Annotated in this window: 21 protein-coding genes and 4 pseudogenes; 5 read left to right on the top strand and 20 right to left on the bottom strand. The window is 75.3% G+C overall.

Translation table 11 applies throughout. From position 1 onward, the window contains the following. Positions 1–2 precede the first annotated feature (2 nt). The 4 genes and pseudogenes from BJF88_RS08870 to dut form a co-directional block, all read right to left on the bottom strand. Entirely contained in the window at positions 3–824 is an 822-nt protein-coding gene (locus BJF88_RS08870; protein ID WP_139315980.1) for a DUF3159 domain-containing protein, read from the bottom strand. Positions 825–910: 86 nt separating this feature from the next. Beyond that, a complete protein-coding gene (locus tag BJF88_RS08875) occupies positions 911–1,285 on the bottom strand; it encodes an OB-fold nucleic acid binding domain-containing protein (protein WP_075828523.1) in 375 nt (124 codons plus the stop codon). A 1-nt stretch (position 1,286) separates the two neighbouring features. After that, positions 1,287–2,093 (bottom strand): DUF3710 domain-containing protein, encoded by an 807-nt coding sequence (locus BJF88_RS08880; RefSeq protein WP_369824536.1) that lies wholly within the window; start codon positions 2,091–2,093, stop codon positions 1,287–1,289. A gap of 70 nt (positions 2,094–2,163) precedes the next feature. Beyond that, positions 2,164–2,639: pseudogene (dut, locus tag BJF88_RS08885) on the bottom strand (dUTP diphosphatase). A gap of 124 nt (positions 2,640–2,763) precedes the next feature. Here dut and BJF88_RS08890 point away from each other — a divergent pair. Further along, positions 2,764–3,255 (top strand): DUF3093 domain-containing protein, encoded by a 492-nt coding sequence (locus tag BJF88_RS08890; RefSeq protein WP_075828524.1) that lies wholly within the window; start codon positions 2,764–2,766, stop codon positions 3,253–3,255. Between the two features lie 99 nt (positions 3,256–3,354). On the opposite strand, the gene BJF88_RS08895 is transcribed toward BJF88_RS08890, so the two are convergent. From BJF88_RS08895 to BJF88_RS08905, 3 genes are all read right to left on the bottom strand, one after another. Further along, on the bottom strand, positions 3,355–3,654 hold the full coding sequence (locus BJF88_RS08895) for a DUF4193 domain-containing protein (RefSeq protein ID WP_069387839.1): 300 nt from the start codon (positions 3,652–3,654) through the stop codon (positions 3,355–3,357). Positions 3,655–4,043: 389 nt separating this feature from the next. After that, positions 4,044–4,895: an inositol monophosphatase family protein gene (locus BJF88_RS08900; protein ID WP_255371902.1), complete on the bottom strand. Its 852-nt coding sequence runs from the start codon at positions 4,893–4,895 to the stop codon at positions 4,044–4,046. Positions 4,896–4,898: 3 nt separating this feature from the next. Further along, entirely contained in the window at positions 4,899–5,552 is a 654-nt protein-coding gene (locus BJF88_RS08905; protein WP_083649003.1) for a trimeric intracellular cation channel family protein, read from the bottom strand. Between the two features lie 123 nt (positions 5,553–5,675). Here BJF88_RS08905 and sepH point away from each other — a divergent pair, with 123 nt between their 5' ends. Next, positions 5,676–6,902 carry a septation protein SepH gene (gene sepH, locus BJF88_RS08910; protein WP_075828526.1) on the top strand — a complete coding sequence of 409 codons (1,227 nt, stop codon included), beginning with the start codon at positions 5,676–5,678 and terminating at the stop codon, positions 6,900–6,902. A gap of 55 nt (positions 6,903–6,957) precedes the next feature. Here the strand turns inward: sepH and BJF88_RS08915 are convergent, their stop codons facing one another. The 6 genes and pseudogenes from BJF88_RS08915 to BJF88_RS23375 all read right to left on the bottom strand — a co-directional run. Beyond that, a complete protein-coding gene (locus BJF88_RS08915) occupies positions 6,958–7,599 on the bottom strand; it encodes a thymidine kinase (protein ID WP_075828527.1) in 642 nt (213 codons plus the stop codon). A 69-nt stretch (positions 7,600–7,668) separates the two neighbouring features. Then, positions 7,669–8,868 carry an alkaline phosphatase family protein gene (locus BJF88_RS08920; RefSeq protein WP_075828528.1) on the bottom strand — a complete coding sequence of 400 codons (1,200 nt, stop codon included), beginning with the start codon at positions 8,866–8,868 and terminating at the stop codon, positions 7,669–7,671. Further along, complete coding sequence (locus tag BJF88_RS18280; RefSeq protein ID WP_083648997.1) at positions 8,865–9,464, bottom strand: DUF5998 family protein; 600 nt, start codon at positions 9,462–9,464, stop codon at positions 8,865–8,867. Before BJF88_RS18280 ends, BJF88_RS08920 begins: the two co-directional genes overlap by 4 nt. Positions 9,465–9,535: 71 nt before the next feature. After that, a complete protein-coding gene (locus BJF88_RS20375) occupies positions 9,536–10,591 on the bottom strand; it encodes an acetate--CoA ligase family protein (protein WP_075828530.1) in 1,056 nt (351 codons plus the stop codon). Between the two features lie 250 nt (positions 10,592–10,841). Beyond that, positions 10,842–11,546 (bottom strand): annotated as a pseudogene (locus tag BJF88_RS23370) (CoA-binding protein); the annotation flags it as partial. Positions 11,547–11,860: 314 nt separating this feature from the next. Continuing rightward, a pseudogene (locus BJF88_RS23375) lies at positions 11,861–11,950 on the bottom strand (GNAT family N-acetyltransferase); the annotation flags it as partial. Positions 11,951–12,633: 683 nt separating this feature from the next. Here BJF88_RS23375 and BJF88_RS08945 point away from each other — a divergent pair. Beyond that, a complete protein-coding gene (locus BJF88_RS08945) occupies positions 12,634–15,084 on the top strand; it encodes a DNA topoisomerase (ATP-hydrolyzing) subunit A (protein ID WP_075828572.1) in 2,451 nt (816 codons plus the stop codon). Positions 15,085–15,267: 183 nt separating this feature from the next. Continuing rightward, entirely contained in the window at positions 15,268–16,506 is a 1,239-nt protein-coding gene (locus BJF88_RS08950; RefSeq protein WP_075828532.1) for a PP2C family protein-serine/threonine phosphatase, read from the top strand. Between the two features lie 82 nt (positions 16,507–16,588). Here BJF88_RS08950 and BJF88_RS08955 read toward each other — a convergent pair whose 3' ends face one another. Next, positions 16,589–18,217, bottom strand: coding sequence for an MFS transporter (locus BJF88_RS08955; protein ID WP_075828533.1), 1,629 nt, complete (start codon positions 18,215–18,217; stop codon positions 16,589–16,591). Between the two features lie 199 nt (positions 18,218–18,416). On the opposite strand from BJF88_RS08955, the gene zwf reads away from it, so the two are divergent. Further along, entirely contained in the window at positions 18,417–19,820 is a 1,404-nt protein-coding gene (gene zwf / locus BJF88_RS08960) for a glucose-6-phosphate dehydrogenase (protein ID WP_075828573.1), read from the top strand. A gap of 8 nt (positions 19,821–19,828) precedes the next feature. On the opposite strand, the gene BJF88_RS08965 is transcribed toward zwf, so the two are convergent. The 6 genes and pseudogenes from BJF88_RS08965 to BJF88_RS21860 form a co-directional block, all read right to left on the bottom strand. Then, a complete protein-coding gene (locus BJF88_RS08965; RefSeq protein ID WP_075828534.1) occupies positions 19,829–21,382 on the bottom strand; it encodes a GMC family oxidoreductase in 1,554 nt (517 codons plus the stop codon). 39 nt (positions 21,383–21,421) lie between these two features. Next, complete coding sequence (locus BJF88_RS20385; protein ID WP_222843964.1) at positions 21,422–21,667, bottom strand: hypothetical protein; 246 nt, start codon at positions 21,665–21,667, stop codon at positions 21,422–21,424. Positions 21,668–21,692: 25 nt separating this feature from the next. Next, positions 21,693–22,451 (bottom strand): FAD-dependent oxidoreductase, encoded by a 759-nt coding sequence (locus BJF88_RS23380; protein ID WP_369824544.1) that lies wholly within the window; start codon positions 22,449–22,451, stop codon positions 21,693–21,695. Continuing rightward, positions 22,354–22,713: pseudogene (locus BJF88_RS23385) on the bottom strand (FAD-dependent oxidoreductase); the annotation flags it as partial. The gene BJF88_RS23380 and the pseudogene BJF88_RS23385, both read right to left, overlap by 98 nt. 25 nt (positions 22,714–22,738) lie before the next feature. Continuing rightward, positions 22,739–24,601, bottom strand: a complete 1,863-nt coding sequence (locus BJF88_RS21855; protein ID WP_075828574.1) for a glycoside hydrolase family 15 protein — start codon at positions 24,599–24,601, stop codon at positions 22,739–22,741. Then, a complete protein-coding gene (locus BJF88_RS21860; RefSeq protein ID WP_083649005.1) occupies positions 24,598–25,749 on the bottom strand; it encodes a cytochrome d ubiquinol oxidase subunit II in 1,152 nt (383 codons plus the stop codon). Before BJF88_RS21860 ends, BJF88_RS21855 begins: the two co-directional genes overlap by 4 nt. Between the last annotated feature and the right edge of the window lie 51 nt (positions 25,750–25,800).

Here is a 25,800-nt window from a genome sequence, read left to right on the forward strand (position 1 = left end):
GGTCAGGCGTGGCGGCGCCGCACCAGCACCCACGTGAGCCACAGCACGAGCGCCCACAGCGGCAGGCCCATGACGAGGCGTGCGGTGCCGAGCCACCCCACGGACCCCTCGAGGTAGAGGGGCACCTGCACGGCCAGGCGCGCGGCGAACAGCCCCACCCACAGCCAGGTCGCGGCGGCGTAGCGGCGCAGGAGCGTCCGGTCGGAGCGCCACGCGCGCGCCCACCGCGCGAACGCCCCCGGCTCCGGGGACCGTGCCGCCGCGTCCTCGGAGGACGCCGTGCCGACGCCGAACCCGCTGCGCAGGCCCTCGACGACCAGGCCCACGAGCGGCCAGCGCACGGCGAGCGAGACGAGCAGCGCGACGAGGTAGGCGGCGTTGGTCCACAGGCCCCACGCGAAGTAGTCCTGCGCCTCGCCCGAGCGCCACGCCCACACGACGCCGATCGCCACGCCGAGCAGGCCGCCGAGCGCCTGGGTGAGCGGGGTGCGCTGCACGAGACGGGCCGCGACCGCGACGAGCGCGACGGCGACCGACGCCACGAGCGACCACGTCAGGTCGGTCGTCGCGACGAAGGCGACGACGAACACCAGGCCCGGGGCCACCGACTCGACCAGGCCGCGGACACCGCCCACGGCCTCGGCGACGGAGAACTGCTCCCCGGCGAGCGCACGCACGCCCCGCGCGGTGCCGTTCTCGGGCGCCGCGACGTCGTCGACCGCCGTCTCCACGCCCTCGACCTCGGGCCGCGCGTCGTGCGCGCCGCCGTCACGGGGCGCGCCGTGCGCCCCGTCGCCGGTGCCGGGCGTCGTGCTGCTCGTCATGGTGCGGTGTCCTCGCAGGGGTCAGGGAGCGGGTCGAGGGGCGGCCCGGCGGCACCGCCGCCGGGGCGCCCGCAGGGACGGACGCGTCACTCGCCGGGGCGCGGGAGCAGCTCGTAGCGCGGGTTGAACATGGTGCGCCGGCCGTCCACGTCGCACACCAGGCCCTCGACGAGGGCTCGTCGCCCCGGCTCGACGCCCGCGATGCGCCGGCGACCCAGCCACACGAGGTCGATCGTGCCCGAGCCGTCGAACAGCTCCACCTCGACGGTGGGGACGCCCTCGCGCGGCCGCAGCACCACGGAGCGCAGCACGCCCGTCACGCGGGCGCGGCGACGGTTCGGCAGCTCCGAGACCGCACGGCAGCCGGCCTGACGGGCCGCCTCCGTCCGTTCCTCGACGGCGGCGACCTCGTCCTGGGACGCGAGCGCCGCGTGCCAGGCGTCGCGCAGGGTAGGGCTCACGTCAGCGGATCTCCGTGATCTCGGGCCCGCGGGTGAGCGGGTCGAACGACGGTGTCTCGGGGCCGGTCGGCGCGGCGGCCGCCGGCGCCGGTGCCTTGCCCGGCAGGTGCAGCGTGAGCAGGTCGCGGGGCGGACGGGGGCTCTGGTCGCGCACCACGACGATGTTGGCGAACACCGACTCGAGCAGGCGCGCCTCCTGCGGGTCCACGGCCGCCTTGCCGGTCAGCACGCCGCGCAGGAACCAGCGCGGTCCGTCGACCCCGACGAAGCGCGCGGGGCGCACGCCGGTCCGGCCGTCGGGCGCCTGCGCGGGGATGCGGGCGATGAGCTCGCGCCCGAACGTGCCCGGCACGTCGTCCACGGTGCCGCCCTGCTTGGTGACGGACGCCGCGATCTCGCCCCGGATCTCGTCCCAGATGCCGTCGGTGCGCGGCGCGGCGAAGGCCTGCACCTGCAGGCCCGAGCCCGCGACGGCGCACGCGACACCGGTGATCCGCTGCGTCTTCTTGTCGACCTCCATGCGCAGCTCCATCCCGGGGACGCCGGGCAGCCACACGGCACCGAGGTCAAGACGGGGACCGCGCTCGGGGACCTGCGACGAGTCGTACGGCCCCCGCGCAGCACCGGACGCGCCGTCCTGCGCTGCCGCGGCCGCCTCGGGCGTCGTGGTCCCCTCGGCGTCGGGCGCGGCGAGGACTCGTCCGGCTGCGACGACCTGGAGCGACGGAACAGACCCACGAAAGAGCTCCTTCACCTGCCCGAGCGGCTGCCCGGGACTCCTGCCGGGGCGCTCGCCCCGTCCTTCCACACTAGCCCCCGCGCGGCGTGACGAGCGCCACGTGCTCAGCGCGCCCGGCGGCCGGGCGCGACCACGCCCGTCAGGGTGCGGCGGACCAGCCGCCGCTGGACCCGAACCCGCCCTCCCCGCGGCCGGAGCCGGCAGACGCTCCGCCTGCAGGAACCGCGCCCGCTCCACCTTCTGCACCACGAGCTGCGCGACGCGGTCGCCGCGGCGCAGGGCCACCGGCTGCGTCGCGTCCGTGTTGAGCAGCGTCACCTTGATCTCGCCCCGGTAGCCCGCGTCGACGGTGCCGGGGGCGTTGACGACCGTGAGGCCGTGCCGCGCCGCGAGCCCCGAGCGCGGGTGGACGAACGCGGCGTAGCCGTCCGGCAGCGCGATCGCGACGCCCGTCGGCACGACGGCGCGCTCCCCGGGGGCCAGTTCGACGTCGACGGTGGTCACCAGGTCGGCGCCGGCGTCGCCGGGGTGGGCGTACGCCGGGAGGGGCACGTCGTCGAGGAGGGTGATGAGGACGTCGACGTCCCCGGCCGGGGGCTGCTGGTCGGTGGGCACCGGTCGAGCCTAGTCGGCGCCCCGACCCGGAGCGAGCAGCCTCCGCGCCGGGCGGGCGCGGACGGGCGACCGCGGACGGGCGCACCCCGGCGAGCGGTCCCGCGCGGGCTGGGATGATGGAGCCATGACCGACGCCGCCGACCCGTCCCCGCGTCCGAGCGCCCCGACCGACCCCACGGGCGCCTCGTTCTCCGAGCGCGTCCTGCCCGGCCCGGGCGGCTGGCTCGCCGCGCTCGCCTTCGCCGCGGTGCTCGCCGTCGCCGTCTGGCCGGCGAGCCCCCCGGTCGGCGTCGCGGTGGGCGTCGTGGCCGCCGCCGCGGGCCTGGCCGCGCTGTGGTGGACGTCGCCCGTGGTCGCGGTCCACGACGGCACCTTCCGCGCCGGGCGCGCCGTCGTGCCCGTCCCGCTGCTGGGCGCGGCGACGGCGCTCGATGCCGAGGCCATGCGCGGGGAGCTCGGCCCCCGCCTGGACGCCCGCGCCTACGTGTGCCTGCGCGCGTGGGCGCGCACGGGCGTGCTCGTGCCGCTCGAGGACCCGCAGGACCCCACGCCCTACTGGCTCGTGTCGACGCGCCGGCCGCACGACCTCGTCGACGCCCTGCGCGCCGGACGCTGACCCGGGGGCCGGCCGGACCGGGCGCTGCACTCCCCCGGGACGACGTCGGCCGCCGCCCTGGGCGGGGCGGCGGCGACGTGCGGGCGTGCGGGACGCGGGTCAGGCGGCGCACTCCGTGCAGATCTGCTGGCCGTTCTTCTCGTAAGCGAGCTGGCTGCGGTGGTGCACGAGGAAGCAGCTCGCGCACGTGAACTCGTCCGCCTGACGCGGCAGCACGCGGACCGAGAGCTCCTCGCCGGACAGGTCCGCGCCCGGGAGCTCGAACCCTTCCGCCGCCTCGGTCTCGTCCTCGTCCACGACGCCCGAGCTCTTGTCGGAGCGACGAGCCTGCAGCTCCTGGATCGAGTCCTCGCTGAGCTCCTCTTCGCTCTTGCGCGGCGCGTCGTAGTCTGTTGCCATCTGTGGGGTCACTCTCCGAAAGCTCGTCGATAGCGACCGTGCACGGCCGAGGGGCCGGACGGTGCCGGTGGTGCCGGACGGCACGGGTACGGGGACGCGGGGGACGTCCCGTGACGTGTCGTGCCCCGGGATCTCGGGGCACGTGCACGCTGATCAATGCACGCCGCACCGGAATTGTTCCCGGCGGGCCCCCGGATTCTGCACCATTTCCCTGAGGGATGCACCTCGTGGCGCACGGCGCGCCGCGCGTGTCCTTCGTCACGCTCCCGGCAGGGCCGTCCGCGGCCTGGACGGGTGCCGGCCGTGCCCCTCCGGCCGGGCCCCACCGGACGTGCCGGCGGTCCCCCGGCGGGCGTCCCGCCGGGCCTGCGGCACGCGCCGGGACACCGTCAGTCGTCGGTGTCGGCGCCGGTCCCCTCGAGCAGCTCGACGAGCTCGGCGACGCGCGACGAGCCCCCCGCGACCGTCATGTCGTGCCCGGCGGCCCGGCCGTGCAGCCCGGTCACGCGGGCCCCCGCCTCCTGGGCGACGAGCGCACCGGCCGCCATGTCCCACGGGTTGAGGCCGCGCTCGTAGTACAGGTCGAGCTCCCCGCTCGCCACGAGGCACAGGTCGATCGCCGCGGAGCCGAGCCGGCGGATGTCGCGCACGCGCGGCAGCACCTCGACCAGCACGCGGGCCTGGGCTCCGCGCCGCCCGGCGTCGTAGCCGAACCCCGTGCCCACGAGGCACTGCGCGAGCTCGGCGGGCTCGGAGACCTGCAGCGCGACGCCGTCGAGCGTCGCGCCGGCACCGGCACCGGCCGTCCAGGTGCGTCCGTCCACGACGGAGTGCACGGCCCCGGCGAGCACGGTCCAACGCGCGGGGTCCGGCGGGCCGACCACGGCCGCGACCGACACCGCGTACGACGCCACCCCGTACAGGTAGTTGACGGTGCCGTCGATCGGGTCGACCACCCACGTGATCCCGGACGTGCCCCCGGTGGAGCCCTCCTCCTCGCCGAGGACGGCGTCGTCGGGGCGCGCCGCCGCGATCTCCCGGCGCAGCAGCGCCTCGGAGTCCGCGTCCATGCGCGTCACGACGTCCGTCGCCGTCGACTTGGTCGACGCCACCTCCACCCGGTCCGGGCGACCGGTGCGCACGAGCTCGCCGGCGGAGCGCGCCAGGCGCTCGGCGAGCTCGCGCAGCGCGGTTACGGTGACGTCGTCGGGCAGGTGGGTCTCGTCGATGAACGCGTGCACGGCTCACATCCTGCCCGACCCCGGGCCGGGACGACGACCTTCCCACGGGCCGGGCGCGGACCACCCGAGGCGCAGCGAGACCAGGCGGAACCCGAGCACGAGCGCGAGGACGCCCGCCTGCGAGAGCGGCCCGAGCGCGCCCGCCTCCCACAGCACCGCCGTCAGGACGGCGCCCGCGAGCGCCGGCACGGCGTACAGCTGCTGGTCCTGGAACAGCAGCGGCGCCTCGCTCGTGAGCACGTCGCGCAGGATCCCGCCGCCGACGCCCGTGAGCACGCCCACGAAGACCGCGGCGAGCGGCCCGACGTCGTACTCCAGGCCCTTCATGGTGCCGGACAGCACGAACAGGGCGAGCGCGCCGGCGTCGAGCACGACGATGCTGCGCCGGAGCCGCTCGAGCCGTGGGTGCCAGAAGAACGTGACGACGCCGGCGGCGGCCGCGACGGCGACCAGGCGCCAGTCCGAGATGCCCACGGGCGGCACGGCGCCGATGAGGACGTCGCGCAGCATGCCGCCGCCGAGGCCCGCCGCCCACGCGAGCACGAGCACGCCCACGAGGTCGAACCGCTTGCGGACCGCGGCGAGGCCGCCGGACAGCGCCGCGCAGAAGACCCCGCCGAGCTCGAGGGCGTCACCGGGGACGAGGTCGAGGATCACGGGCACGATCCTCCCAGGAGCCGGTCCCGCCCGTGTCCAGTCCGCGGCACACCGGGCGTGGTGCACCCGGCGCGGGCGGGAGGATGGCACCCTCGAGACAGCGACGGCGACACGGGAGGACCGATGGACGAGCTCCAGCTGGTGAGGCTGCACGAGGACGGGGAGCACCTCGTCCTCGGCGGCGAGGGCGGTGCCCGCTTCGTGCTGCCCATCTCCGAGGCGCTGCGGGCCGCGGTCCGTCGGGACCGCCCTCACCTCGAGCACCTGCGCGCGGAGGACTCGCGACGCCTGTCGCCGCGCGAGATCCAGTCCCGGCTGCGCGCCGGCGAGGGCGTGGAGGAGGTCGCCGAGGCCGCCGGGCTCGCCGTCGAGCAGGTGCGCCGCTTCGCGGGCCCGGTCCTCGCCGAGCAGGAGTACGTCGTCGAGCGCGTGCGCGCCTCGCGGCCGGGGCACGAGGACGACGCCCCGACGGTCGAGGAGCTGACCGCGCGCCGCCTGGCCTCCCGTGACGTCGACCTCGCGGGGGTCGAGTGGTCGGCGGCGCGCCAGCCCGGTGCACCGTGGGTCGTCACGGTCGCGTTCACCGTCGCCTCCGGCCGGAGCACGGCGCGGTGGTCCTACGACGCGTCGTCGCGCGCGCTGCACGCGCTCGACGACGAGGCGCGCTGGATCTCCCAGCCGGAGCCCGCCCCGCAGCCCGCGGCCGTCGGCGCCGACGTGTTCGACGTCGACTCCGCCGCGCCCCGGCGTCACGCGCCGCGCCGCGCGGCCGAGGCCGACGGCACGGCCGACCTGCTCGACGACCTCGGCCGGCGGCGCGGCGTGCGCCCGCGGTCCGAGCCCGCGCGCTCCCCGGCCGGTCCGGACCTCGACGGGCAGGAGCCGTTCGAGGGGTTCGGCCCGCTGGCGATGCTCGACGGTGCCGACGACCACGACCACCGCGAACACCACGACCACCGCGACGACCACGACCATGAGGACGACGACCGCGACGGCGACCACGAGGACGACCACGACGGCGGCCCAGGGGGCGGCGCGACCGTCGTCCGCCTCCCGTCGGTGCGTCCCGCGTCGCGCCCGCCCGCTCCCGCCGAGCGGGACGGGGCGGACCGGTCCCTCGCGGCACGCCGCGCCGAGGACGTGGACGCGGACGTGCCGTCGCGCACGGTGCGCGCGCCGGCCTCGACCCGCCGTGCGACCGCGCCGGAGGAGCCGGCCGACGGCGGCCCGTCGGACGCACCGGCCGCGACGCGCGCCGGGTCGCGCGAGACCCGCAAGGGCAGGGGCCGGTCGCGGGCGAAGGTCCCCAGCTGGGACGAGATCGTCTTCGGGGCACGCCCCGAGCACTGAGCCCGGTCGATCGGGCGCACCGGGGCACCCGGTGCGCCGAGCCGTCGTGGCGGGCTCAGCCGGGCAGGTCGAACGAGAGGCCGTCGGCGGGTGCCAGGGCGCGTGCCGCGGCGGTGGTCATCCGCCGCATGTGGTGCCGCCGGCACAGGACCTCGTAGGCCACCTCGCCCGGCCCGGTGCCGACGTCGCCGACGACGACCTGCTCCCCCTCGACGACCATGCGCCCGTCCACGGTGCGCGCGTTGTGCGTCGCGCGTGCCCCGCACCAGCACAGGGACTGCACCTGCAGCACCTCGACCCGGTCGGCGAGCTCGATGAACCGCGCCGAGCCCGGGAACAGGCGCGTGCGGAAGTCGGCGGTGATGCCGAACGCGAAGACGTCGACCTCGGTCTCGTCGACGAGCCGGGCGAGCTGCTCGACCTGCGCCGGGGAGTAGAACTGCGCCTCGTCGCACACCAGGTAGTCCACGGGGTCCGGCTGGCCGGTCACGAACGCCCAGAAGTCGGTGTCGTCGCGCACCTCGTGCGCGGTCACCTCGAGCCCGAGCCGGGACGAGAGGCGGTCCGTCCCCGCCCGGTCGTCGCGGGAGAAGATCAGGCCGCGCCGCCCCCGGGCGGCGTGGTTGTGGTCCAGCTGGAGGGCGAGCGTGGACTTGCCGCAGTCCATCGTGCCGGAGAAGAAGACGAGCTCGGCCATGCGGGCCCTTTCTCGGTCGGTCGCGGTCCGTCGCGTCGGCGGGTCGAGGGGTCGGCGGGAGGGGCCGCGTCAGCGGGCGGTCACGAGCAGGGGGACGCGCATCTCGCGCTCGGTGAGCGAGCCGTGCACGCCGACGAGCGCGAGCGAGGCCGCCGTCTGGGTGCGCGAGTCGACCACGGTCGCGCGGCCGCGCATCGCGACGACGACGTCACCGGTGGCGGCCACCGCCTCCGGGCGCGGGTCCGGGCCGAGCAGGCCGCGGGCGAACGCGTCGTCGCGCTCGAGCACGAGGGCGTCGTCGCCGAGCGCCTCCCGCCAGCGGGCCGCGACCTCGCCCGCCCGCCCGGGCTCGGCGTACACGTGCACCGCCCGCGGCTCGCCGCCGACGAGGGCGACGCCGCGCGAGAGCACCGGGTCGTGCGCGACGTCGCGCCGCAGGGTCGGGTCGACGTCCACCATGCCGTGGTCGGCGGTGACGAGCAGGAGCGCGCCCGCGGGCAGCGAGCGCGCGAGGCGCGCGAGCTCGCGGTCGAGCGCCTCGAGCTCGTCGCCCCACTGCCACGAGCCGGAGCCGTGGTGGTGCCCCGTCTTGTCGACCTCGCCCCAGTAGACGTAGACGAGCCCCGGGCGTCGCAGGGCGCGCAGGGCCGCGTCCACGCGGTCGCCGAGACGCTCGGCCGCCGCGTACGACCCGCCGCGCAGCGCGGCGAGCGTCATGCCGGAGCCCGCGAACCGTCCCGGCCCGGTCGAGGTGACGGTCAGCCCCGCGTCGGCGGCCACGCCCAGCAGCGTCGGCTCCCGCTGGACCTCGTCCGGCGGCGGCGCACCGTCCCACGACACCATGTTCGCGAGGCCGCCGGTCGCCGGGTTGCGCTGGGTGTACCCGAGCATGCCGGTGCGCCCGGGCGCCGTGCCCGTCCCGAAGGCCCCCACGGCGGCGGCCGTGGTGCTCGGGAACGTCGACGTGAGCGGGCGCGCGTCGGGCAGGAGGGAGCGCAGGAACGGGGCGTGCCCGGCGCGCTCGGCGAGGTTGAGGTGGCCGAGGCCGTCGACGAGCACGACGCACACGCGCTCGGCCGCCGGCAGCCGCAGGTCGGCGCGCGCCGCGCCGCCGTCGAGTCCCGTGGTCGTGGTCACGGGGACGCCGAGCGCGTCGAGGGCGGCGGGGAGGACGGCCGCGAGCCCGCCCGTGCCCGGCCGGGGGGCGAGCAGGTCCGCGGGCAGGTCGACGGCCGGGCCCGCCGCCGGCCCCGACGGCGGCACGCTCACGGGAGACGCTGCGCCGTCGCCCGGGACAGGGCCGTGGCGAAGTCGACGGCGGCGGCGACCGCGGCGCGGCCCTCGGCCTCGGCGCTGACCCGGACCACGACGTCGTCCGGGAGGATCTGCCCCGTCATGCCGTGGTCGGCCTCGCAGGCCGGGTCGTCGCAGCCCGCGGGCGCGAGGTCGACGCGGGAGACGGCGCCCCAGCCGAGGGCGAGCGTCACCTCGAGCGGCGGCGTGCCGGTGCGGTGCTTCTGCGGGTCCGCGACCACGTGGGTGAGCGAGACGGACCGGATCTCGGCGAGGGGGACGGACTCCGTCGTCGCGGCGGCCGAGGCCGACGGGTTCTCGCTGTCCGCCGGGTGGTCGTCCACGTGCGCCGTGACGAGCCGGGTCGGGGTGAGGACGAGCACCGTGAGGTGGCGCCGGACCTCGGAGGCGTCGAACGTCGTCTCGGGCAGCACGAGGTGGGACACGATCTCCTCGCGCGCCACCGCGACGTCGAGCACGTCCGCGACCAGCTCCGGGTAGTAGCCGGCACGGTGGAGCTGGTCGGTCAGGTCGGTCCAGGCGGCGGAGGCGTCGGAGGTCGTGGAGGGCACCCGCGCATTCTCCCACCTGCCGCCGCGCGCGGGCCAGCCCGCGACACGCGCCGTGGACGGCGCCCGCGCCCTCAGCCCGGCAGGGCGCGGCGCAGCGTGTCGGCGCGCTGGGCGTCGCCCAGGCGCACCCGCGCGCTCAGCACCGCCGCGCCGTGCTCGGAGACCACCACGGGGTGCAGCTCCAGGCTGCGCACCTCCGGCAGGTCGTCGGCGAGCACGGACACGCGCGCGAGGACGTCCTCGAGCGCGGCCGTCGCGACGGCCGGCGCCCCCATGTACCCGAACAGGCGCGGCGCGGCGCGCACCGAGCGGACCATCGCCGCGACGTCCACGTCGGTGAGCGGCGGTACGCCGTACGCCACGTCGCCGAGGAGGTCGACGGCGTCCCCGGCCAGCCCGAAGGAGACGACCGGCCCGAAGAGCTGGTCCTCGGTGGAGCGGACCACGCACGCCACCCCCGCGTCGGCCATGGCCTGCACCTCGAAGGGGGCGTCGGCCGCGCTCGGCACGACGGCCGCGAGCCCGGCCCGCATCTGCTCGACGTCGGCGCGCAGCTCCGCCTCGTCCGCGATGCGCAGGCGCACCCCTCCGAGGTCGGCGCGGTGGCGCAGCGCCGACGCGGTGCTCTTGAGGGCCACCGGCCAGCCGATCTCGTCCGCCGCCGCGACGGCCTCGTCGGCGGTGCGCACCCGCCGCGCGGGCCACACGCGCACGCCGTAGCACGCGAGGAGCTCCTCGGCGGTCGCCGGGTCGAGCTCCGCCTCGGTGGTCCCGGCGAGCGCCCGGTCGACGAGCCCGCGCGCCCGCGCCGTGTCGACCCCGTCCGGCCGGACGGGCGCGCCGTGGTCGGTCTCGCGCCACGCGGCGTAGCGCACGACGGCGCCGAGCGCCGCGACGGCGTCCTCCGGCGTGGAGTACGCCGGCACGCGGCACGGCTCGCCGTCGGCGGACGGGCCGTCGGAGGGGGCGGGAGCGCGCGGCTCGGGCGCCGACAGCTCGTCCGTCAGCCCGTGCAGCCCGAGCATGCTGGCCACCGTCGTGCGCCGCGTGCGCGCCGCGGCGTGCGCGACCGCGTGCGAGACGTCGGCGCGACGCGGCCGCACGGTCGGCACCTGCACCGCGACCACGACGTCGCACGCCTCGGGGCGTAGACGGCGTCGACCGCCTCGGCCACCCGCTCGGCGGAGGCGTCCTGGGCAGGAAGTCGGTGTGGGAGACGAGCCCGGCGGAGACGGCGGCCTCGGCCACCAGGGCCGCGAGCGACGCCGAGCTCGCGAGGACGCCGACGCGCCGGCCGCCGGGCAGCGGCTGGTGCGCGAGGAGCTGGGCGATGTCGATCATGTGGTGCGTGTTCTCGGCCCGGATCACGCCCGACTGCCGCAGCATCTCCTCGAGGGTGCGGCGCGGTGCACGGGTCGAGCGCACCGCGTGCCCCGGCGGCACGACGTGCCCGGACCGGCCCGCGGTGACCACGACGACCGGCTTGACGGAGGCGAGGCGGCGCGCGATGCGCGTGAACTTGCGGGGGTTGCCGATGGACTCGAGGTACAGGCACACGACCTGCGTGGCCGGGTCGTCCTGCCAGTACTGCATGAGGTCGTTGCCGGACACGTCGGCGCGGTGGCCCGCCGACAGGAACGTCGAGACGCCGAGCCCGCGGCGCGCCGTCGTCGCGAGCAGGGTCACGGCCATCGGCGCCGACTGGCAGAACAGCCCGACGACGCCCGGCGCGGGCAGGTCCTCCGCGAGCGTGGCCGCGAGCCGGGGACGGTCGGCGCCCGTCCCCGTCGCGACGAGTCCGTAGCTGGCCGGGCCGACGACGCGCAGCCCGGCGGTGTGCGCGGCGCGCAGCAGCTCCCGGCGCAGCGCGAGGCCCGCCTCGCCGGTCTCGGCGTAGCCGGCCGAGAGCACGACGACGCCCCGCACCCCGAGGCGGTCGAGGCGGCGGACGGCCTCGATCGCCTCGGGCGGTCGCAGGGCCAGGACGGCGAGCTCGACCGGGCCCGGCACCTCGGCGAGCGACGCGTGCGGGACGAGCCGCGCGTCCGAGGACGCCCGCGACGGCAGGGACGGACCGACCACGTGGACCGCGGTCCGCTCGCCGCGCGCGAGCGCCGCGAGCGCCGGTGCGCGAGGATCCCCTCGAGCGAGGGGGTGCCTCCGTCGGCCGGGTCCGGGGGGCCCACGAGGACCACGCTCGTCGCGCCGAGCAGGCCCTGCATGCTCCGCGCCTCGGCGCGGTGCTCGCGGTCGGCCATGACGGCCCGGGAGCGCTCCGTCGGGTCGAGGTCGACGCTGACCACCACGAGGCCGTCGTCCATCTGCTGCTGCACGTCGTAGCCGGCCTCGCGGAAGACGGCGAGCATGCGGCCGTTCTGGGGCAGCACGTCGGCCGTGAACCGCCGCACGCCGCGCTCGCGCGCCGCGGCGGCGAGGTGCTCGAGCAGGACCGAGCCGAGGCCCCGTCCCTGCGCGGCGTCGGCGATGTTGAACGCGACCTCCGCCTCGTGCGCGGCGTCCGGTCGAACCGGGCGACGCCGATGATGTCGACGCGTCGTGGTCCGTGCCGGCCGTGCTCGTACCGCCCGTCTCGTCCGCGGCGCGCTCGGCGACGGCGGCGTCGGTGGCGTCGGAGGCGTCGGTGGCGTCGGAGGCGTCGGTGCGGCGGCGGACCGCGACGAGCGCGACGCGGTCCCGGTGGTCGACGTGCGTGAAGCGGGCGAGGTCGCGCTCGGGCAGGCGCTGCAGGGGCGCGAAGAACCGCAGGTACGTCGACCGCTCGGACTGGCCCACGTGGAACCGCTGGAGCGCGTCGGCGTCCCCGGGCCGGATGGGTCGTACGTGCGTGGTCGTCCCGTCGCGCAGGACGACGTCCGCCTCCCACTCCACCGGGTACGTGTCCACCGGGTCCGTGCCGGCGGCGCCGTCGTCGCTCACGCCCCCAGGCTATGCACCCGGGCCCCGGTGCGCCTGCGCCGGCGGCGCGGACCCGGGGAGGATGATCGTCCCGGGCGCGCGCCCGCCGGCCGGCGGCGGTGCTGTCGTGGGCGTGGGCTACCCTCACGTGCGGCGGCACGACGGTCCGCCCCGGTCCGTCCGCCCGACGGCAGGTCCGCCCGACGAGCAGCGCGTCCCCGCGACGCACCGACCCCCAGGAGCCCGCACGACCATGGCGCGCAAGCCCTCGACCCCCTCGCCCGACGCGGGCGCGGTGAACGAGACGATCGTCGACGTCGACGTCGCGACGGAGATGGAGGGCTCGTTCCTCGAGTACGCCTACTCCGTCATCTACTCCCGCGCGCTGCCCGACGCGCGCGACGGCCTCAAGCCGGTCCAGCGGCGCATCCTGTACATGATGGCGGACATGGGCCTGCGGCCCGACCGCGCGCACGTGAAGTCCGCGCGCGTCGTGGGCGAGGTCATGGGCAAGCTGCACCCGCACGGCGACGGCGCGATCTACGACGCGCTCGTGCGCCTGGCGCAGGACTTCTCGCTGCGGCTGCCGCTCGTCGACGGGCACGGCAACTTCGGCTCGCTCGACGACGGGCCGGCCGCGTCCCGGTACACCGAGGCCCGGCTCGCGCCGCCCGCGCTCGCGATGACCACGGACCTCGACGAGGACGTCGTCGACTTCGTCCCGAACTACGACAACAAGCTCACGCAGCCGGGCGTCCTGCCCGCCGCGATCCCCAACCTGCTCGTCAACGGGGCGTCCGGCATCGCCGTGGGCATGGCGACGAACATGCCGCCGCACAACCTCGTCGAGGTGGTCGCGGCCGCGCGGCACCTGGTGAAGAACCCGGACGCCGACCTCGAGGCGCTCCTGCGCTTCGTCCCGGGGCCGGACCTGCCGTCGGGCGGCAAGATCGTCGGGCTCGCCGGGGTGCGCGACGCCTACCGCACGGGGCGCGGGTCGTTCCGCACGCGCGCGACGGCGCGGGTCGAGAACCTCACGCCGCGCCGCAAGGGCATCGTCATCACCGAGCTGCCGTACGTCGTCGGGCCGGAGAAGGTGATCGAGAAGATCGCCGAGGGCGTCAAGGCCAAGAAGATCCAGGGCGTCACCGCCGCGACGGACCTCACCGACCGCGAGCACGGCCTGCGCATCGTCGTCGAGGTCAAGACGGGCTTCAACCCCGAGGCCGTGCTCGAGCAGCTGTACAAGTTCACGCCGCTCGAGGACTCGTTCGGCATCAACAACGTCGCCCTCGTCGGCGGCCAGCCGCGCACGCTCGGGCTGCGCGAGCTCCTCGCCGTGTGGGTCGACCACCGCATCGACGTCGTGCGCCGCCGGTCGGCGTACCGGCTGCGCAAGCGCTCCGAGCGCCTGCATCTCGTCGACGGCCTGCTCATCGCCATCGTCGACATCGACGAGGTCATCCAGGTCGTCCGGTCCTCCGACGACGCCCGCACGGCGCGCGAGCGGCTGCGCACCGTGTTCGACCTCTCCGAGCCGCAGGCCGAGTACATCCTCGAGCTCCAGCTGCGCCGCCTGACGAAGTTCTCGCGCATCGAGCTCGAGAAGGAGCAGGAGCAGCTGCGGCGCGAGATCGCCGAGCTCGAGGAGATCCTCGGCGACGACGCGCGGCTGCGCGCCGTCGTCTCCGCCGAGATGGCGGACGTGGCCAAGACCTACGGCACTCCGCGGCGCACGGTCCTGCTCGAGTCCGCGGGCGCGGCGCCCACGACGACGGCGGCCGTCCCGCTCGAGGTCGCCGACTCGCCGTGCTGGGTGCTGTACTCCGCGACCGGCCTGCTCGCCCGCACGAGCGACGAGACGGAGCCGGCCCGGACCGGGTCGCGGTCGGCGCACGACGTCCTGCGCGCCCGCGTCCCCGCCACCGCGCGCGGGACCGTCGGCCTCGTGACGAGCCGCGGCCGGGTCGTGCGCCTGTCGGTGCTCGACCTGCCCGCCCTGCCCCCGACCGACGGCGCGCCGAGCCTGTCCGGCGGTGTGCCGCTCAGCGAGGTCGTCGCGCTCGAGCCCGGCGAGGAGGCCGTGACGGTCGTCTCCCTGGAGGCCGACGCCCCCCCGCTCGCCCTCGGCACGGCGCAGGGCGTGGTCAAGCGCGTCGCCCCGGGCGACGCGCCGAGCAACCGCGACGACTGGGAGGTCATCGGCCTCCGGGACGGCGACGTCGTCGTCGGCGCCGCGCCGGCGACGGACGCCGACGAGGTCGTGTTCGTCACCACCGACGCGAGCCTGCTGCACTTCGAGGCCGCGGCCGTGCGACCGCAGGGCCGGCCCGCGGGCGGCATGGCGGGCGTCCGCCTGGCCGAGGGGCAGCGTGTCGCGTTCTTCGGGGTCGTCCCGGCCGACGTGCGCGACCTCGCGACCGTCGTCACGGTCTCCGGCTCGTCGGACGTGCTGGCCGGGACGCAGACCGGTTCGGCCAAGGTCACGCCGTACGAGCTCTACCCGGGCAAGGGTCGCGCGACCGGCGGGGTGCGGGCCCACCGCTTCCTCAAGGGCGAGGACGCGCTGATCCTCGCGTGGGTGGGCCAGGGCCCGGCGCGCGCGACGGGCGCTGGCGGCCAGGCCGTCGACCTGCCCGAGCCCGACCAGCGCCGCGACGGCTCCGGCACGCCGCTCGCGTCGCCGGTGACCGCCGTCGGCTGACGCCGCGCGCCCGGACGCCCTCCCTCGCGGCCGAGCCGCCACGGCCGTTCCTGCTGCGCCCCGGCGCGGACAGGGGCACGCTGGTGGAGGTGGAGGCCGCACAGGGGCGGGGCGACGGGCCGGCGACCGCCCGTCGGGCCGGGCGCGCCGAGGGGGTCGAGGGGCGAGGTCGACTACCACGCCGTGTTCGCCGCGCTCACGGCCCCGAAGATCGTGCTGTCGCCCGAGCTCATGATCCTCGACGCGAACGACGCGTTCCTGCGCACCATCGACGCGCCGGCGACCGCCGTCGTCGGCCGGCACTACCTCGACGTCTTCGCGCCGCGCGAGGACGTCGGTCCCCTGGTCCGCCAGGTCGCCGAGTCGTTCGACCGGGTGCTCGCCACGGGCCGCCTGGAGATGATCGGCCCCCAGCGCTACGACATGCGCGACGCCGAGGGCCGGTGGATCGAGCGGTGGTGGGTCATGACCAACGTGCCCGTCCTCGACCCGGCGGGCCGCGTGTCCGTGCTCGTGCACCGGGCCGAGGACGTGACGGACATCGTCCACGCACGGCGCCGGGCCCGCGACGACGCGCCCAACGGCGGGACGTCCTCCCCCGACGCGCGGCCCGAGGCCGCGCTCGACCCGTCCGTCCTCGGGCACGTCCTCGCCGTCGGCTCGACCGTGCGGCGCTACGCCGACGTCCTGGTCCGCGAGCGCCGCGCCGCGCTCGAGCTCCAGGACTCGACCCTCACGCCCCCGCCGTCCCCGCCCGGTCTGCGCATCGACGCGCGGTACCGCCCGGCGGTCCCCGAGGTGCACGTCGGCGGCGACTGGTACGACGCGTTCGTCCAGCGCGACGGCCGCACGGTCGCCCTGGTGGGCGACGTCACCGGGCACGACGTCTCCGCGGCCGCCCGCATGGGGCACCTGCGCGGCGTCGTCCGGGCCGTCGGCTGGAGCACGGGCGGCACGCCCGCCCAGGTGCTCGACGAGGCGGAGCGGACCGCGGCAGGCCTCGGGCTCGACGTCACGGCCACGGCGGTCGCGGCGTGCCTCGACCCCGCGGGACCGGACGGCACCCGGGCGGCGCGGCTGTCCCGAGCCGGGCACCCGCCGCCGGTGCTGCTGTCCGCCGACGGGTCCGCGCGCCTCCTCCCGGCCCGGCCGGACCCGCCGCTGGGGCTCGGGCTCGGCGGCGACCGTCACGACACCGAGGTGGCCTTGTCGCCCGGCGACACGCTCCTGCTCTACACGGACGGGCTCGTCGAGCGCCGCGACCGTCGGCTGCGCGAGAGCGTCGCGGCGCTGCCCGACCGGGTGTCCGCGCTGGCGGACGTGGGGCCGGGCCACCTGCTCGACGCGCTGCTGACCGACCTCGTCCCCGACGGTGCGGAGGACGACGTCGCGCTGCTGACGGTGCACGTGGAGGGCGCGTGACGGCGCCCTGGTCATGCGCAGCCGGCGGGCGGCACGCTCGTCGATCGGCCGGCGGGGTGGTGCACCGCGGCCGCGGGAGCACCTAGCGGCCCGAGCCGTCAGAGCCGGGGCTCGGCGATGCGGCGTCCTCCTGGTGGTAGTCCGCCAGCCGCTCGAGCTCTGCGTCGTGGCGAGGGAAGAGGCCGAGCACGATCACCGCGCCGACGACGACCGCCGCGATCCCCGCCGTGTACGCCCAGTCGGCTCCCGAGAGGAAGGACTCCCGCGCGCCGGCGACGATCTCCGACGCGTACTGCGGGTACCGCTCGGCGACCGACTCCGCGCCGGCGAACGACTTCGTCAGCTGGCCCTGCACGCTGCTCGTGATCTCGTCGGCGCGGGACGAGCTCGCGATGGTCGCCCCGACCGCCGCGCCGTACCCGGCCGTGAGCAGGGCGCCGAAGACCGACTGCATGATCGCGCCACCCAGGTCGCGCTGCAGGTCGGCGGTGCCGGACGCCATCCCGGCGCGCTGCACCGGCACGGATCCGGTCAGCGAGTGCGAGGCCGGCGTGCCGGCCAGTCCGACGCCGATCCCGATGAACGCGTAGGCGAGGGCGATCTGCCAGTAGGCGCTGTCCTCGGTCCACAGGACCAGCATCCAGACGAACGCGGCGAGCAGGAAGACGTAGCCGGCCAGCAGGGTGAACCTCGACCCTCTGGACTCGACGAGCTTCGCCGACCGTGGAGCCACGAGGACCATGAGGACCACCGCGGGCAGGAAAGCGGCTCCTGCCTCGAAGGTCGTGTACCCGAGGACGTTCTGCAGGTACTGCTGACTGACGAACGCGGCCGCCATGAGGGACCCGAAGACGATGATCCCGGCGCAGGCCGCCACCCAGAAGATGCGGCGTCCCGCGACGTGCAGGTCGTAGAGCGGCACGTCGGCCCGGCGCTGTCGGACGACGAACGCGACGAGCGCGGCCGCCGCGACCACGGCGAACCCGGCGGCGAGCGCCCCCTGCTGCGGCACGGGCGCGAAGTTGATCGCCAGGATCAGCGCCCCGACGAGCACCACCGAGAGGACTCCGCCGAGGTTGTCCACGCGGTCCGAGGTCTCGTTCACGTGCGCGGGCACGAGCAGGACGGCCATGAGCAGAGCGACCGCGACCAGCGGGAGCGTGACGAGGAAGACCGAGCCCCACCACGCCCGCTCCAGGAGGAACCCCGCCACGAGCGGTCCCAGCGCCGCGATCCCGCCCCCGACGGCCGACCACAGCGCGATCGAGCGGGTCCGTCGCGGCCCGGACCACAGGGCGGTGATCAGCGCGAGCGTCGTCGGGTAGGCCATGCCGGCCGACACGCCCCCCAGCACCCGTGCCGCGAACAGGACGTCGTCGCTGGGCGCGTACGCCGCGAGGAGCGAGGCGGGGACCGACAGCAGCAGGCCGAGGACGAGCATGAGCTTGCGCCCGTGACGGTCGCCCACCGCGCCGAGGTAGAGCACGGACGCCGCGAGGCCGAGCGAGTACCCGACCGCGACGAGGTCGAGCGCGGTCTGCGACGAGTCGAAAGCCTGCCCGATCGACGGCAGCGCGACGTTCGCCACGGACAGGTTGAGGTTGGCGACCGCGGCGACCGCGATGAGCGCGGCGAGGACGAGCCCCGCACGCCGCGGCGCCGTCGTGCCCGTCGCCGGAGCCTCGCCCCGAGCCGTCGGCCGCTCGACCATGCCGCTCCCCCGTCGTCACGGTGGGTCCCCTCGTCGGACCCCCTCGTCGCGTCCCGTCCTCGATTCTCGACCGCTTGGCGCCGAGTGGAATCATCCGGAACGGATGACGCACCGGTTCCGAGCGTGGGACATCGTCGGAGGACACGAGGCGGGCGCCGGGACAGTGCGCGCCCCCGGCACGCGACAGGAGATGGGACGGATGGCGTCGACACCTTCCCCCGAGCAGAAGCACGCCGACGTGCTCGTGGTCTTCGGCATCACGGGTGACCTCGCCCGTGTCATGACGTTCAGGTCGCTGTACCGGCTCGAGCGGCGCGGACTGCTCGCGTGCCCGGTCGTCGGTGTGGCGGTGGACGACTGGACCGTCGACCAGCTCGTCGAACGAGCGCGCAGCTCGATCGTGGGCAGCGGCGAGCCCCTCGACGAGCCGGTCTTCGCCCGGTTCGCGTCGCGCTTGTCCTATGTCAAGGGCGACTTCACCTCCCCCGACACGTACGCCGCCGTGGGCAAGGCGATCGTCGGCGCGACGACGCCGGTGTTCTACCTGGAGATCCCGCCCTTCCTCTTTGGGCGCGTGGTGCAGGGGCTGGCCGAGGCAGGACTGACCGACGGGGCGCGGATCGTCGTGGAGAAGCCCTTCGGGCACGATCGCGCGTCCGCGCGGGCCCTCGCGGACGAGCTGCACACGTACATCGACGAGTCGCAGCTGTTCCGGATCGATCACTACCTCGGGAAGATGGGGCTCGGCGAGATCCTGCAGCTGCGCTTTGCCAACGCGATCCTCGAGCCGATCTGGAGCCGGCAGTACGTCGACTGCGTCCAGGTCACCATGGCCGAGGACTTCGGGGTGGAGGACCGCGGACACTTCTACGACCCGGTCGGCGCCCTGCGTGACGTCGTGGTCAACCACCTCATGCAGGTCGTCGCCGCGACCGCCGCCGAACCCCCGTCCCGGGGGGACCCGCTGACCCTCAAGGAGACGCAGGTCGCGCTGTTCCGCGCGATCGAGCCGGCCGACCCGGCGCACTTCGTGCGGGGGCAGTACGAGGGGTACCGCGACATCGCCGGCGTCGCGCCGGACTCGCAGACGGAGACCTTCGCCGCCCTCCGCCTCGACATCGAGAACTGGCGGTGGGCGGGGGTGCCGTTCTACGTCCGCACCGGCAAGCGGCTGCCCGTCACCCAGACCGAGGTGAGGCTGGTCTTCCGGCGCCCGCCACGCCTCGGATTCGGCGGTGCGGCCTCCGACCTCGAGCCGAACATGCTCGTCGTCCGGCTCGACCCGTCGACGGGCATCCGCATCCAGGTCGACGCGCACCGGGCGGACCAGGCGAGGGTCGCCCCGATCACCCTCAACATGGAGTTCACCGACGAGGGCGGCGAGGGCCCCACGCCGTACGAGGTGCTGCTCCGGGCCGCGATCGACGGAGACACCGTCCGGTTCACGCGCCAGGACGCCGTCGAGGAGACGTGGCGCGTCATGCAGCCCCTGCTCGACGCGCCGCCACCCGTGCACCCGTACGCCCCGGGGAGCTGGGGACCTGCCGAGGCCGATGTCGTCACCGCTGGTTCCGGCGGATGGCGCACCCCGTGGACCGCGTGAACCCGGCGTCAGGAGAGCCGCGCGAGCAGGTGGTCCCCGACGCGTAGGGCGTTCGCCATCACGGTGAGCGCCGGGTTGACCGCGCCGATGCTGGGGAAGAAGCTCGCGTCGACGACGTACAGGTTGTCCAGCTCGTGGGCCTTGCAGTCGGTGTCGAGCACCGACGTAGCGGGGTCGGTCCCGAACCGCACGGTCCCCGCCTGGTGGGCGCAGCCCGCGACCGGCACGTCGTTCTTCATGTAGACGTCCCGCGGGACCAGGTGGTGGGGGTGCATGCCCAGCCGGCTCAGGTGCTTCTTCACCCGGTGGTAGAGCTGCTGCATGGGCACCTGGTTGTTCGGCTCATAGTGCAGGTGGACGTTCCCGTCCCGGTCGAGCGTCACCCGGTTGTCGGGGTCGGGCAGGTCCTCGACGGACAGCCAGAAGTCGACGGCGTGCTCGGCGACGTCGCGCAGGGCGAAGGTCGGGGCGAACGCCGCCTCGAGCGGCTTCTCACCGCGGTACATCGGCGCCGAGGACTTGCCGACCATCTGGAGGTTGCCCATCGGGTAGCCGAAGTCGGCGTCCCCGAAGTAGAAGTCGTTGAGCCCGAGCGTCTTCTGGAACCGGGTGTCGTTCCGCTCGGTCGACACCGCCAGGAACGCCCGGCTGTTGTGGAACACGTAGTTGCGCCCGACCTGGTCCGACCCGTTGGCCAGACCGTTCGGGTGGTGGTCGTTCGCGCTCGCAAGGAGGATCTTCGCGGAGTTGACGGCGCCGGCCGACACGACGACGACGTCCGCGGTGAACCGCTCCTGCGCCCCGTCGACGTCGGCGACGACCGAGGTGACCGTGCGGCCGGACCCGTCGGTCTCGAGCCTGCGCACCCGGGCGTTGCGGACCAGGGTGACGTTGTCGTGCTCGATCGCCGGGCGCACCGCGACGACGTCCGCGTCCGACTTGGCGTGCACGAGGCACGGGAACCCGTCGCACGTCGCGCAGCGGATGCAGGCACTGCGCTCCGGGCGGCTCTCGTCGAGCATGACCCCGCACGGCGCATGGAAAGGATGCAGCCCCACTGCCGTCATGTCGTCGAACAGCCTCTGGATACGCGATTCGTGCGAGACGGGCGGGTAGGGGTACGGCCCGGTCGCAGGAGGCTCGGTGGGGTCCTCGCCTCGGGCGCCGTGCACCTGGTACAGCTCCTCGGCCTGCGTGTAGTACGGCTCCATGACGTCGTAGCCGACGGCCCACGCCGGGGAGATGCCGTCGTGGTGCCTCAGCTCCTCGAAGTCGGCCTCGCGGAGCCGGTAGAGCGCCGCTCCGTAGAACTTCGTGGCTCCGCCGACGACGTAGTGCACCTGCGGCTGGAACGCCTTCCCGTCACCGTCGTACCACTGGTCGCTCGACACGTAGCGGTTGTCGACGAAGACGGCCGTGGCGTCCCAGTTCTGCGGCTCGCGCGGCAGCCAGTCGCCGCGCTCGAGGATGAGCACCCGTCTGCCGGACGGCGCGAGGCGGTACGCGAGCGTGCCGCCGCCCGCGCCAGAGCCGACGATGATCACGTCGTAGTGCTCGGGCATGGTGCCACTCCTTCGCCGGGTCGAGGCCTGGGGTCGATCTCAGGATGTCGGGCCGCTCGGCTCGACCGAGATGGTGGGGACGTCGTCGGCGTCGTCGCCCCAGGCGATGCGTCGGGGCGCTGACGACTCCTCGACAAGGGCAGCGTGGTCGCGGTCGAAGTAGTCCCACGCCCAGGACAGGAACGCGTCGGTCCTGCTGTGGGCGCCGCTGAGCAACATGGCGTGGACGCCGAGCCAGGCGGCGAAGGCGACCGGGCCCTCGACCTGGTGGCGGTGCGGTCCCACCTCGCGACTGCCGCATTGCGGCCGATCATCGCCATGATCCCCTTGTCCTTGTACCGGAACGCGGTCTTCTCGTGGCCGTGCAGCTCCCGCAGGATGTTGTCCGCGGCCCAGCGGCCCGACTGCTGGGCGACCGACCCGAGCTGCGGCAGCGTGCCCGAACCCTTCGCCGGGATCTCGGCGGCGTCGCCGACCGCGTACACCTGGGGGTGGCCGGGCACGGTGAGGTCGGGTCGGACCTCCACCTGCCGCCGCGGCCGGTGCCGACTCCGCTGGACCGCACGACCGGCGCGGCGGACTCGCCACCGCCCCAGACGACGGTGCGGGTGGGCAGCGTCGTCCCGTCGACGAGATCCACGCCGTGCTCCCGCACTGCTGCGACCCCGGTCCTGAGCCGCAGGACGGCGCCCTGGCGGGTGAGCCGCTCGTGGGCGTACTCGTGCGACGCCTCGGAGAAGGCACCGAGGAGCGCCCCGCCGCGGTCGACGACGGTCACACGTCCGGCGTGCGGGATCGTACCGGTCCCGGCCAGGGCAGCCATGAGCTCCGCGAGCGCTCCGGCCACCTCGACACCGGTGGGCCGCCGGCGACCACGACGACGTCGAGCGCGCCCGTGTCCTCGCCGTCGCGGGACGCCGCGTCCAGCTGCGCCCGGACGTGCCGGCGGAGCTCTCCGCGTCGGCGACCGAGTAGAGCGGGAAGGCGTGCTCCGCGGCGCCCGGCACGCCGAAGAACTCCGCCCGGCCGCCCGCCGCGAGGACCAGGTGGCTCCCCGTGATCGTCTCACCGCCGGCGAGAGTCGCGCTCGGCACGTCGACGTCGACCGACACGACCTCCTCGGTGCGGACCTCCACGCTCGGGAAGTCGCGGAAGATGACGCGGTGGGGCCGCGCGATGTCCTCCGCGGGCAGCTGGGAGGTGGCGACCTGGTAGAGCAGGGGCTGGAACTGGTGGTAGTCGTTGCGGTCGACCAGGGTCACGCGCACGCCCTCGTCGCCGAGCCGGTGGGCGCAGGCGACCCCGGCCAGCCCTCCGCCGACGACGACCACGTGGCGGCCTTCCCCGGCCTCTCGGTCACAGCGACAGCTCCTCGCGGAAGTCGGCGAGGACGATCCGGCCGGCGGCCTCGATGAGCGCCAGGTGCGAGAAGGCCTGGGGGAAGTTGCCGAGGTGCCGGGCGCGCTCGACCTCGAACTCCTCGGCGTAGAGGCCGAGCGGGGACGCGATCTTGAGCAGTCTCTCCATGACGTTGCGCGCCCGGTCCATCTCGCCGATCGCGGCGAACGCCGAGACCAGCCAGAACGAGCAGATGAGGAACGTCCCCTCCTTGCCCGACATGCCGTCGTCGGTCTCGTCGGTGCGGTAGCGCAGGACGAAGCCGTTCTCGGTGAGCTCGCTGTCGATCGCCTCGACCGTGTTGCGGATCCGCTCGTCCGTGGCCGGAAGGAAGCCGAACAGCGGGGCCAGCAGCGTCGACGCGTCGAGCGCATCCGTGTCGTAGTGCTGGCGCAGGACGCCGCGGTCGCTGACCCCGTGGTCGAGGATGTCCGCACGGATCTCGTCCGCGGTCGCCCTCCACTTCGCGGACAGCTCCTCCTCGTCCCGGATGGCGGCGAGCTTGGCGGCGCGGTCGAGGGCCACCCAGCCCATCAGCTTGGACGAGACGTAGTGCCGCGGTTCGCCACGAGCCTCCCAGATCCCCTGGTCGGGCTGCCGCCAGACGGCGGTCGCGCAGGAGGCCTGGGACTCGACGAGCGGCCACAGCCGCATCGGCAGGTGCTTGCTCCGCGTCGTGTGCAGCAGCAGCGAGTCCAGCACCGCCCCGAACACGTCGTTCTGGCGCTGGTCGAACGCGCCGTTGCCCACGCGCACGGGTCGGGCGCCCTCGTACCCGCCGAGGTCGTCGCGGGTCGTCTCGGTGAGGTCCCGTCGCCCGTCGATGCCGTACATGATCTGCAGCGCGCCGTCGGCGTTCGGCTCGAGGTCGGCGACGAACTGCATGAACTCGTCCGCCTCCCAGTCGAGGTTGAGGTAGTGCAGCGCCTGGAGGGTGAACGTCGTGTCGCGGATCCACGTGTAGCGGTAGTCCCAGTTGCGCTCGCCCCCGGGCGTCTCGGGCAGCGACGTCGTCAGGGCCGCGACGGTAGCCCCGGTCGGCATGTAAGTCAGGCCCTTGATGGTCAGGGCGGACCGTTCGAGCGAGTGCCGGAGCGGGTGGTCGGGGATCCGGGCCCTCGACAACCACTCCCGCCAGAACTGGACGGTGCTCGCGATCCGCGCGGTGGCGTCCGCGGCGTCAGCCGGCGACACGAGCCCGTCGGCCCACGACAGCGCGCAGAACGCGGTCTCCCCCTTGCGGAGCACGTGCCGGGCGCGCGCCGCGCCGCCCTCGATGCCGACGAGCATGTCGGTGCTGAGGCGCAGGCGCTGGCCTGCGCCGGACGCGTCGGCGACGTGGTCGTCGTCGCCCACGACGGTCCACCGCGCGGGCTCGCGGCCGTAGTCGAACGCCGGCTCGCAGACGAGCTCCACCTCGACGGCCCCCTCGATGCACTCGACCGTGCGCACGAGCAGGTGGTCGGCGTCGGCGTCGGCCGGCGGCCTGGTGTGGGGCGTCACCGTGTCGTGGCCCCTGCGCGGTCCCATCGTCAGCGCGTCGTGGACGACGAGCCAGCCGGCAGGCGTGTGCCACGTGGTGGTCAGGACGTTCGTCCCGGGGACGTAGGAGCGCGCGTTCGGCACGTTGATGCCGTACGGCCCGAAGCGGAACGAGCCCGCGCCGCGGTCGAGCAGGTTGCCGAAGGAGCTGGGGGCGTCGAAGGCCGGGACACAGAGCCAGTCCAGGGAGCCGTCAGGGGCGACGAGCGCGCCGGTGTGGCAGTCGGACAGGAACGCGTAGTCGGCGATCGGAGGGAAGGATGACGTCGTCGCGCTCATGTGGAGTTCTCCTCGCTCGCTTCGTCCAGAAAGGATTCTCGGCCTCCACCATCGACGGTCGTCCCGCGGGCGCCCTCCCCCGCCGCGGATGATTCGACGGTCGTCGTCGAGCCGCCGAGAGGTCCGTGAGGCGCTCCCTCGTCCTCGACGCCCTCGTCGGGCAAGAGCCCTCGCTGGTCCAGGACGTACAGCACGACGAAGCCCGGTACCACCAGGAGCACGGCGCAGGCCGTGGCGACGGCCAGGGCCGTGAGCGTGCCGCTCGGGGCGGCGGCATCCGCGAAGGTCAGCGTCTCGGGGAGGATGTACGGCCACTGGGCGACGCCCCAGGCGACGACCATGCTCGCGACGGCGAGCGCGGCGAGCACGCGCGTCGCTCGGACGAGCCGCCGGCCGAGGAGGACGAGCGCCGCCGCCCCGCAGACGACGGAGAGGAGCGTCAGCGGGAGCGCCCGGGAGGTCAGGCCCTCGCCGACGTGCGGCGCCCGGGTGCGCAGGACCAGCGCCCCGGCGACGGCGAACGCCGCCGCCACGACCGCAGCGAGCACGGCACGCCGGCGGAAGTGCTCGACGAGACCGCGGTCGTCGGCGCGCCGTGCCTCCCGGACGAGGTAGACCGCGGCGAGGTACGCCGCGAGCACGACCGCGAGCGCACCCGTGAGCAGGGACGTGGGGTTGAGCCAGCTCTGCACCGGGTCGCCGGCGCGTCCCCCGGCCGGGACCTCCCCGGAGGCGATACCGCCGGCCATCGCGCCCATGCAGAACGGCACGAGCACGGACGACAGGGCGAACCCGCCACCGAAGACGCGCCGGTAGCGGGTCGACGCGACGGCCTTGCGGAAGGCGAAGCTCGCGCCGCGCAGCACGATCCCGAGCGCGGCGATCGTCAGCGGCACGAACATGGTGAGCACGATCGACTGGTAGGCCTCGGGGAAGCCCGACCAGGTGATGACGAGGATGAAGACGAGCCACACGTGGTTGGCCTCCCACACCGGCCCGATGGACCGCTCGACGAGCGCCCGTGGACGCTCGCCCCGCCGCGCGCCGCCGGCGGTGAGGTCCCAGAAGCCGGCGCCGAAGTCCGCGCCCCCGAGCACGGCGTACGCGACGACGGCCAGCAGCAGGATGATCGCGACGGCGGTGATCATGGCCGCGTCTCCGGCTCGGACCGCTGCTGCCGCGGGCGCGCGGGCTGAGGG

The organism is Cellulosimicrobium sp. CUA-896, assembly GCF_001942335.1.
In the GTDB taxonomy this organism is placed as follows: Bacteria; Actinomycetota; Actinomycetes; order Actinomycetales; family Cellulomonadaceae; genus Cellulosimicrobium.

What these genes read in the sequence shown, in the direction of transcription:
- BJF88_RS08870 (WP_139315980.1), bottom strand. Translation starts at nt 824, where the DNA reads ATGACGAGCAGCACGACGCCCGGCACCGGCGACGGGGCGCACGGCGCG.
- BJF88_RS08890 (WP_075828524.1), top strand. Translation starts at nt 2,764, where the DNA reads ATGACCGACGCCGCCGACCCGTCCCCGCGTCCGAGCGCCCCGACCGAC.
- BJF88_RS08895 (WP_069387839.1), bottom strand. Translation starts at nt 3,654, where the DNA reads ATGGCAACAGACTACGACGCGCCGCGCAAGAGCGAAGAGGAGCTCAGC.
- sepH (WP_075828526.1), top strand. Translation starts at nt 5,676, where the DNA reads ATGGACGAGCTCCAGCTGGTGAGGCTGCACGAGGACGGGGAGCACCTC.
- BJF88_RS08915 (WP_075828527.1), bottom strand. Translation starts at nt 7,599, where the DNA reads ATGGCCGAGCTCGTCTTCTTCTCCGGCACGATGGACTGCGGCAAGTCC.
- BJF88_RS08945 (WP_075828572.1), top strand. Translation starts at nt 12,634, where the DNA reads ATGGCGCGCAAGCCCTCGACCCCCTCGCCCGACGCGGGCGCGGTGAAC.
- BJF88_RS08955 (WP_075828533.1), bottom strand. Translation starts at nt 18,217, where the DNA reads ATGGTCGAGCGGCCGACGGCTCGGGGCGAGGCTCCGGCGACGGGCACG.
- zwf (WP_075828573.1), top strand. Translation starts at nt 18,417, where the DNA reads ATGGCGTCGACACCTTCCCCCGAGCAGAAGCACGCCGACGTGCTCGTG.
- BJF88_RS08965 (WP_075828534.1), bottom strand. Translation starts at nt 21,382, where the DNA reads ATGCCCGAGCACTACGACGTGATCATCGTCGGCTCTGGCGCGGGCGGC.
- BJF88_RS21855 (WP_075828574.1), bottom strand. Translation starts at nt 24,601, where the DNA reads ATGAGCGCGACGACGTCATCCTTCCCTCCGATCGCCGACTACGCGTTC.
- BJF88_RS21860 (WP_083649005.1), bottom strand. Translation starts at nt 25,749, where the DNA reads ATGATCACCGCCGTCGCGATCATCCTGCTGCTGGCCGTCGTCGCGTAC.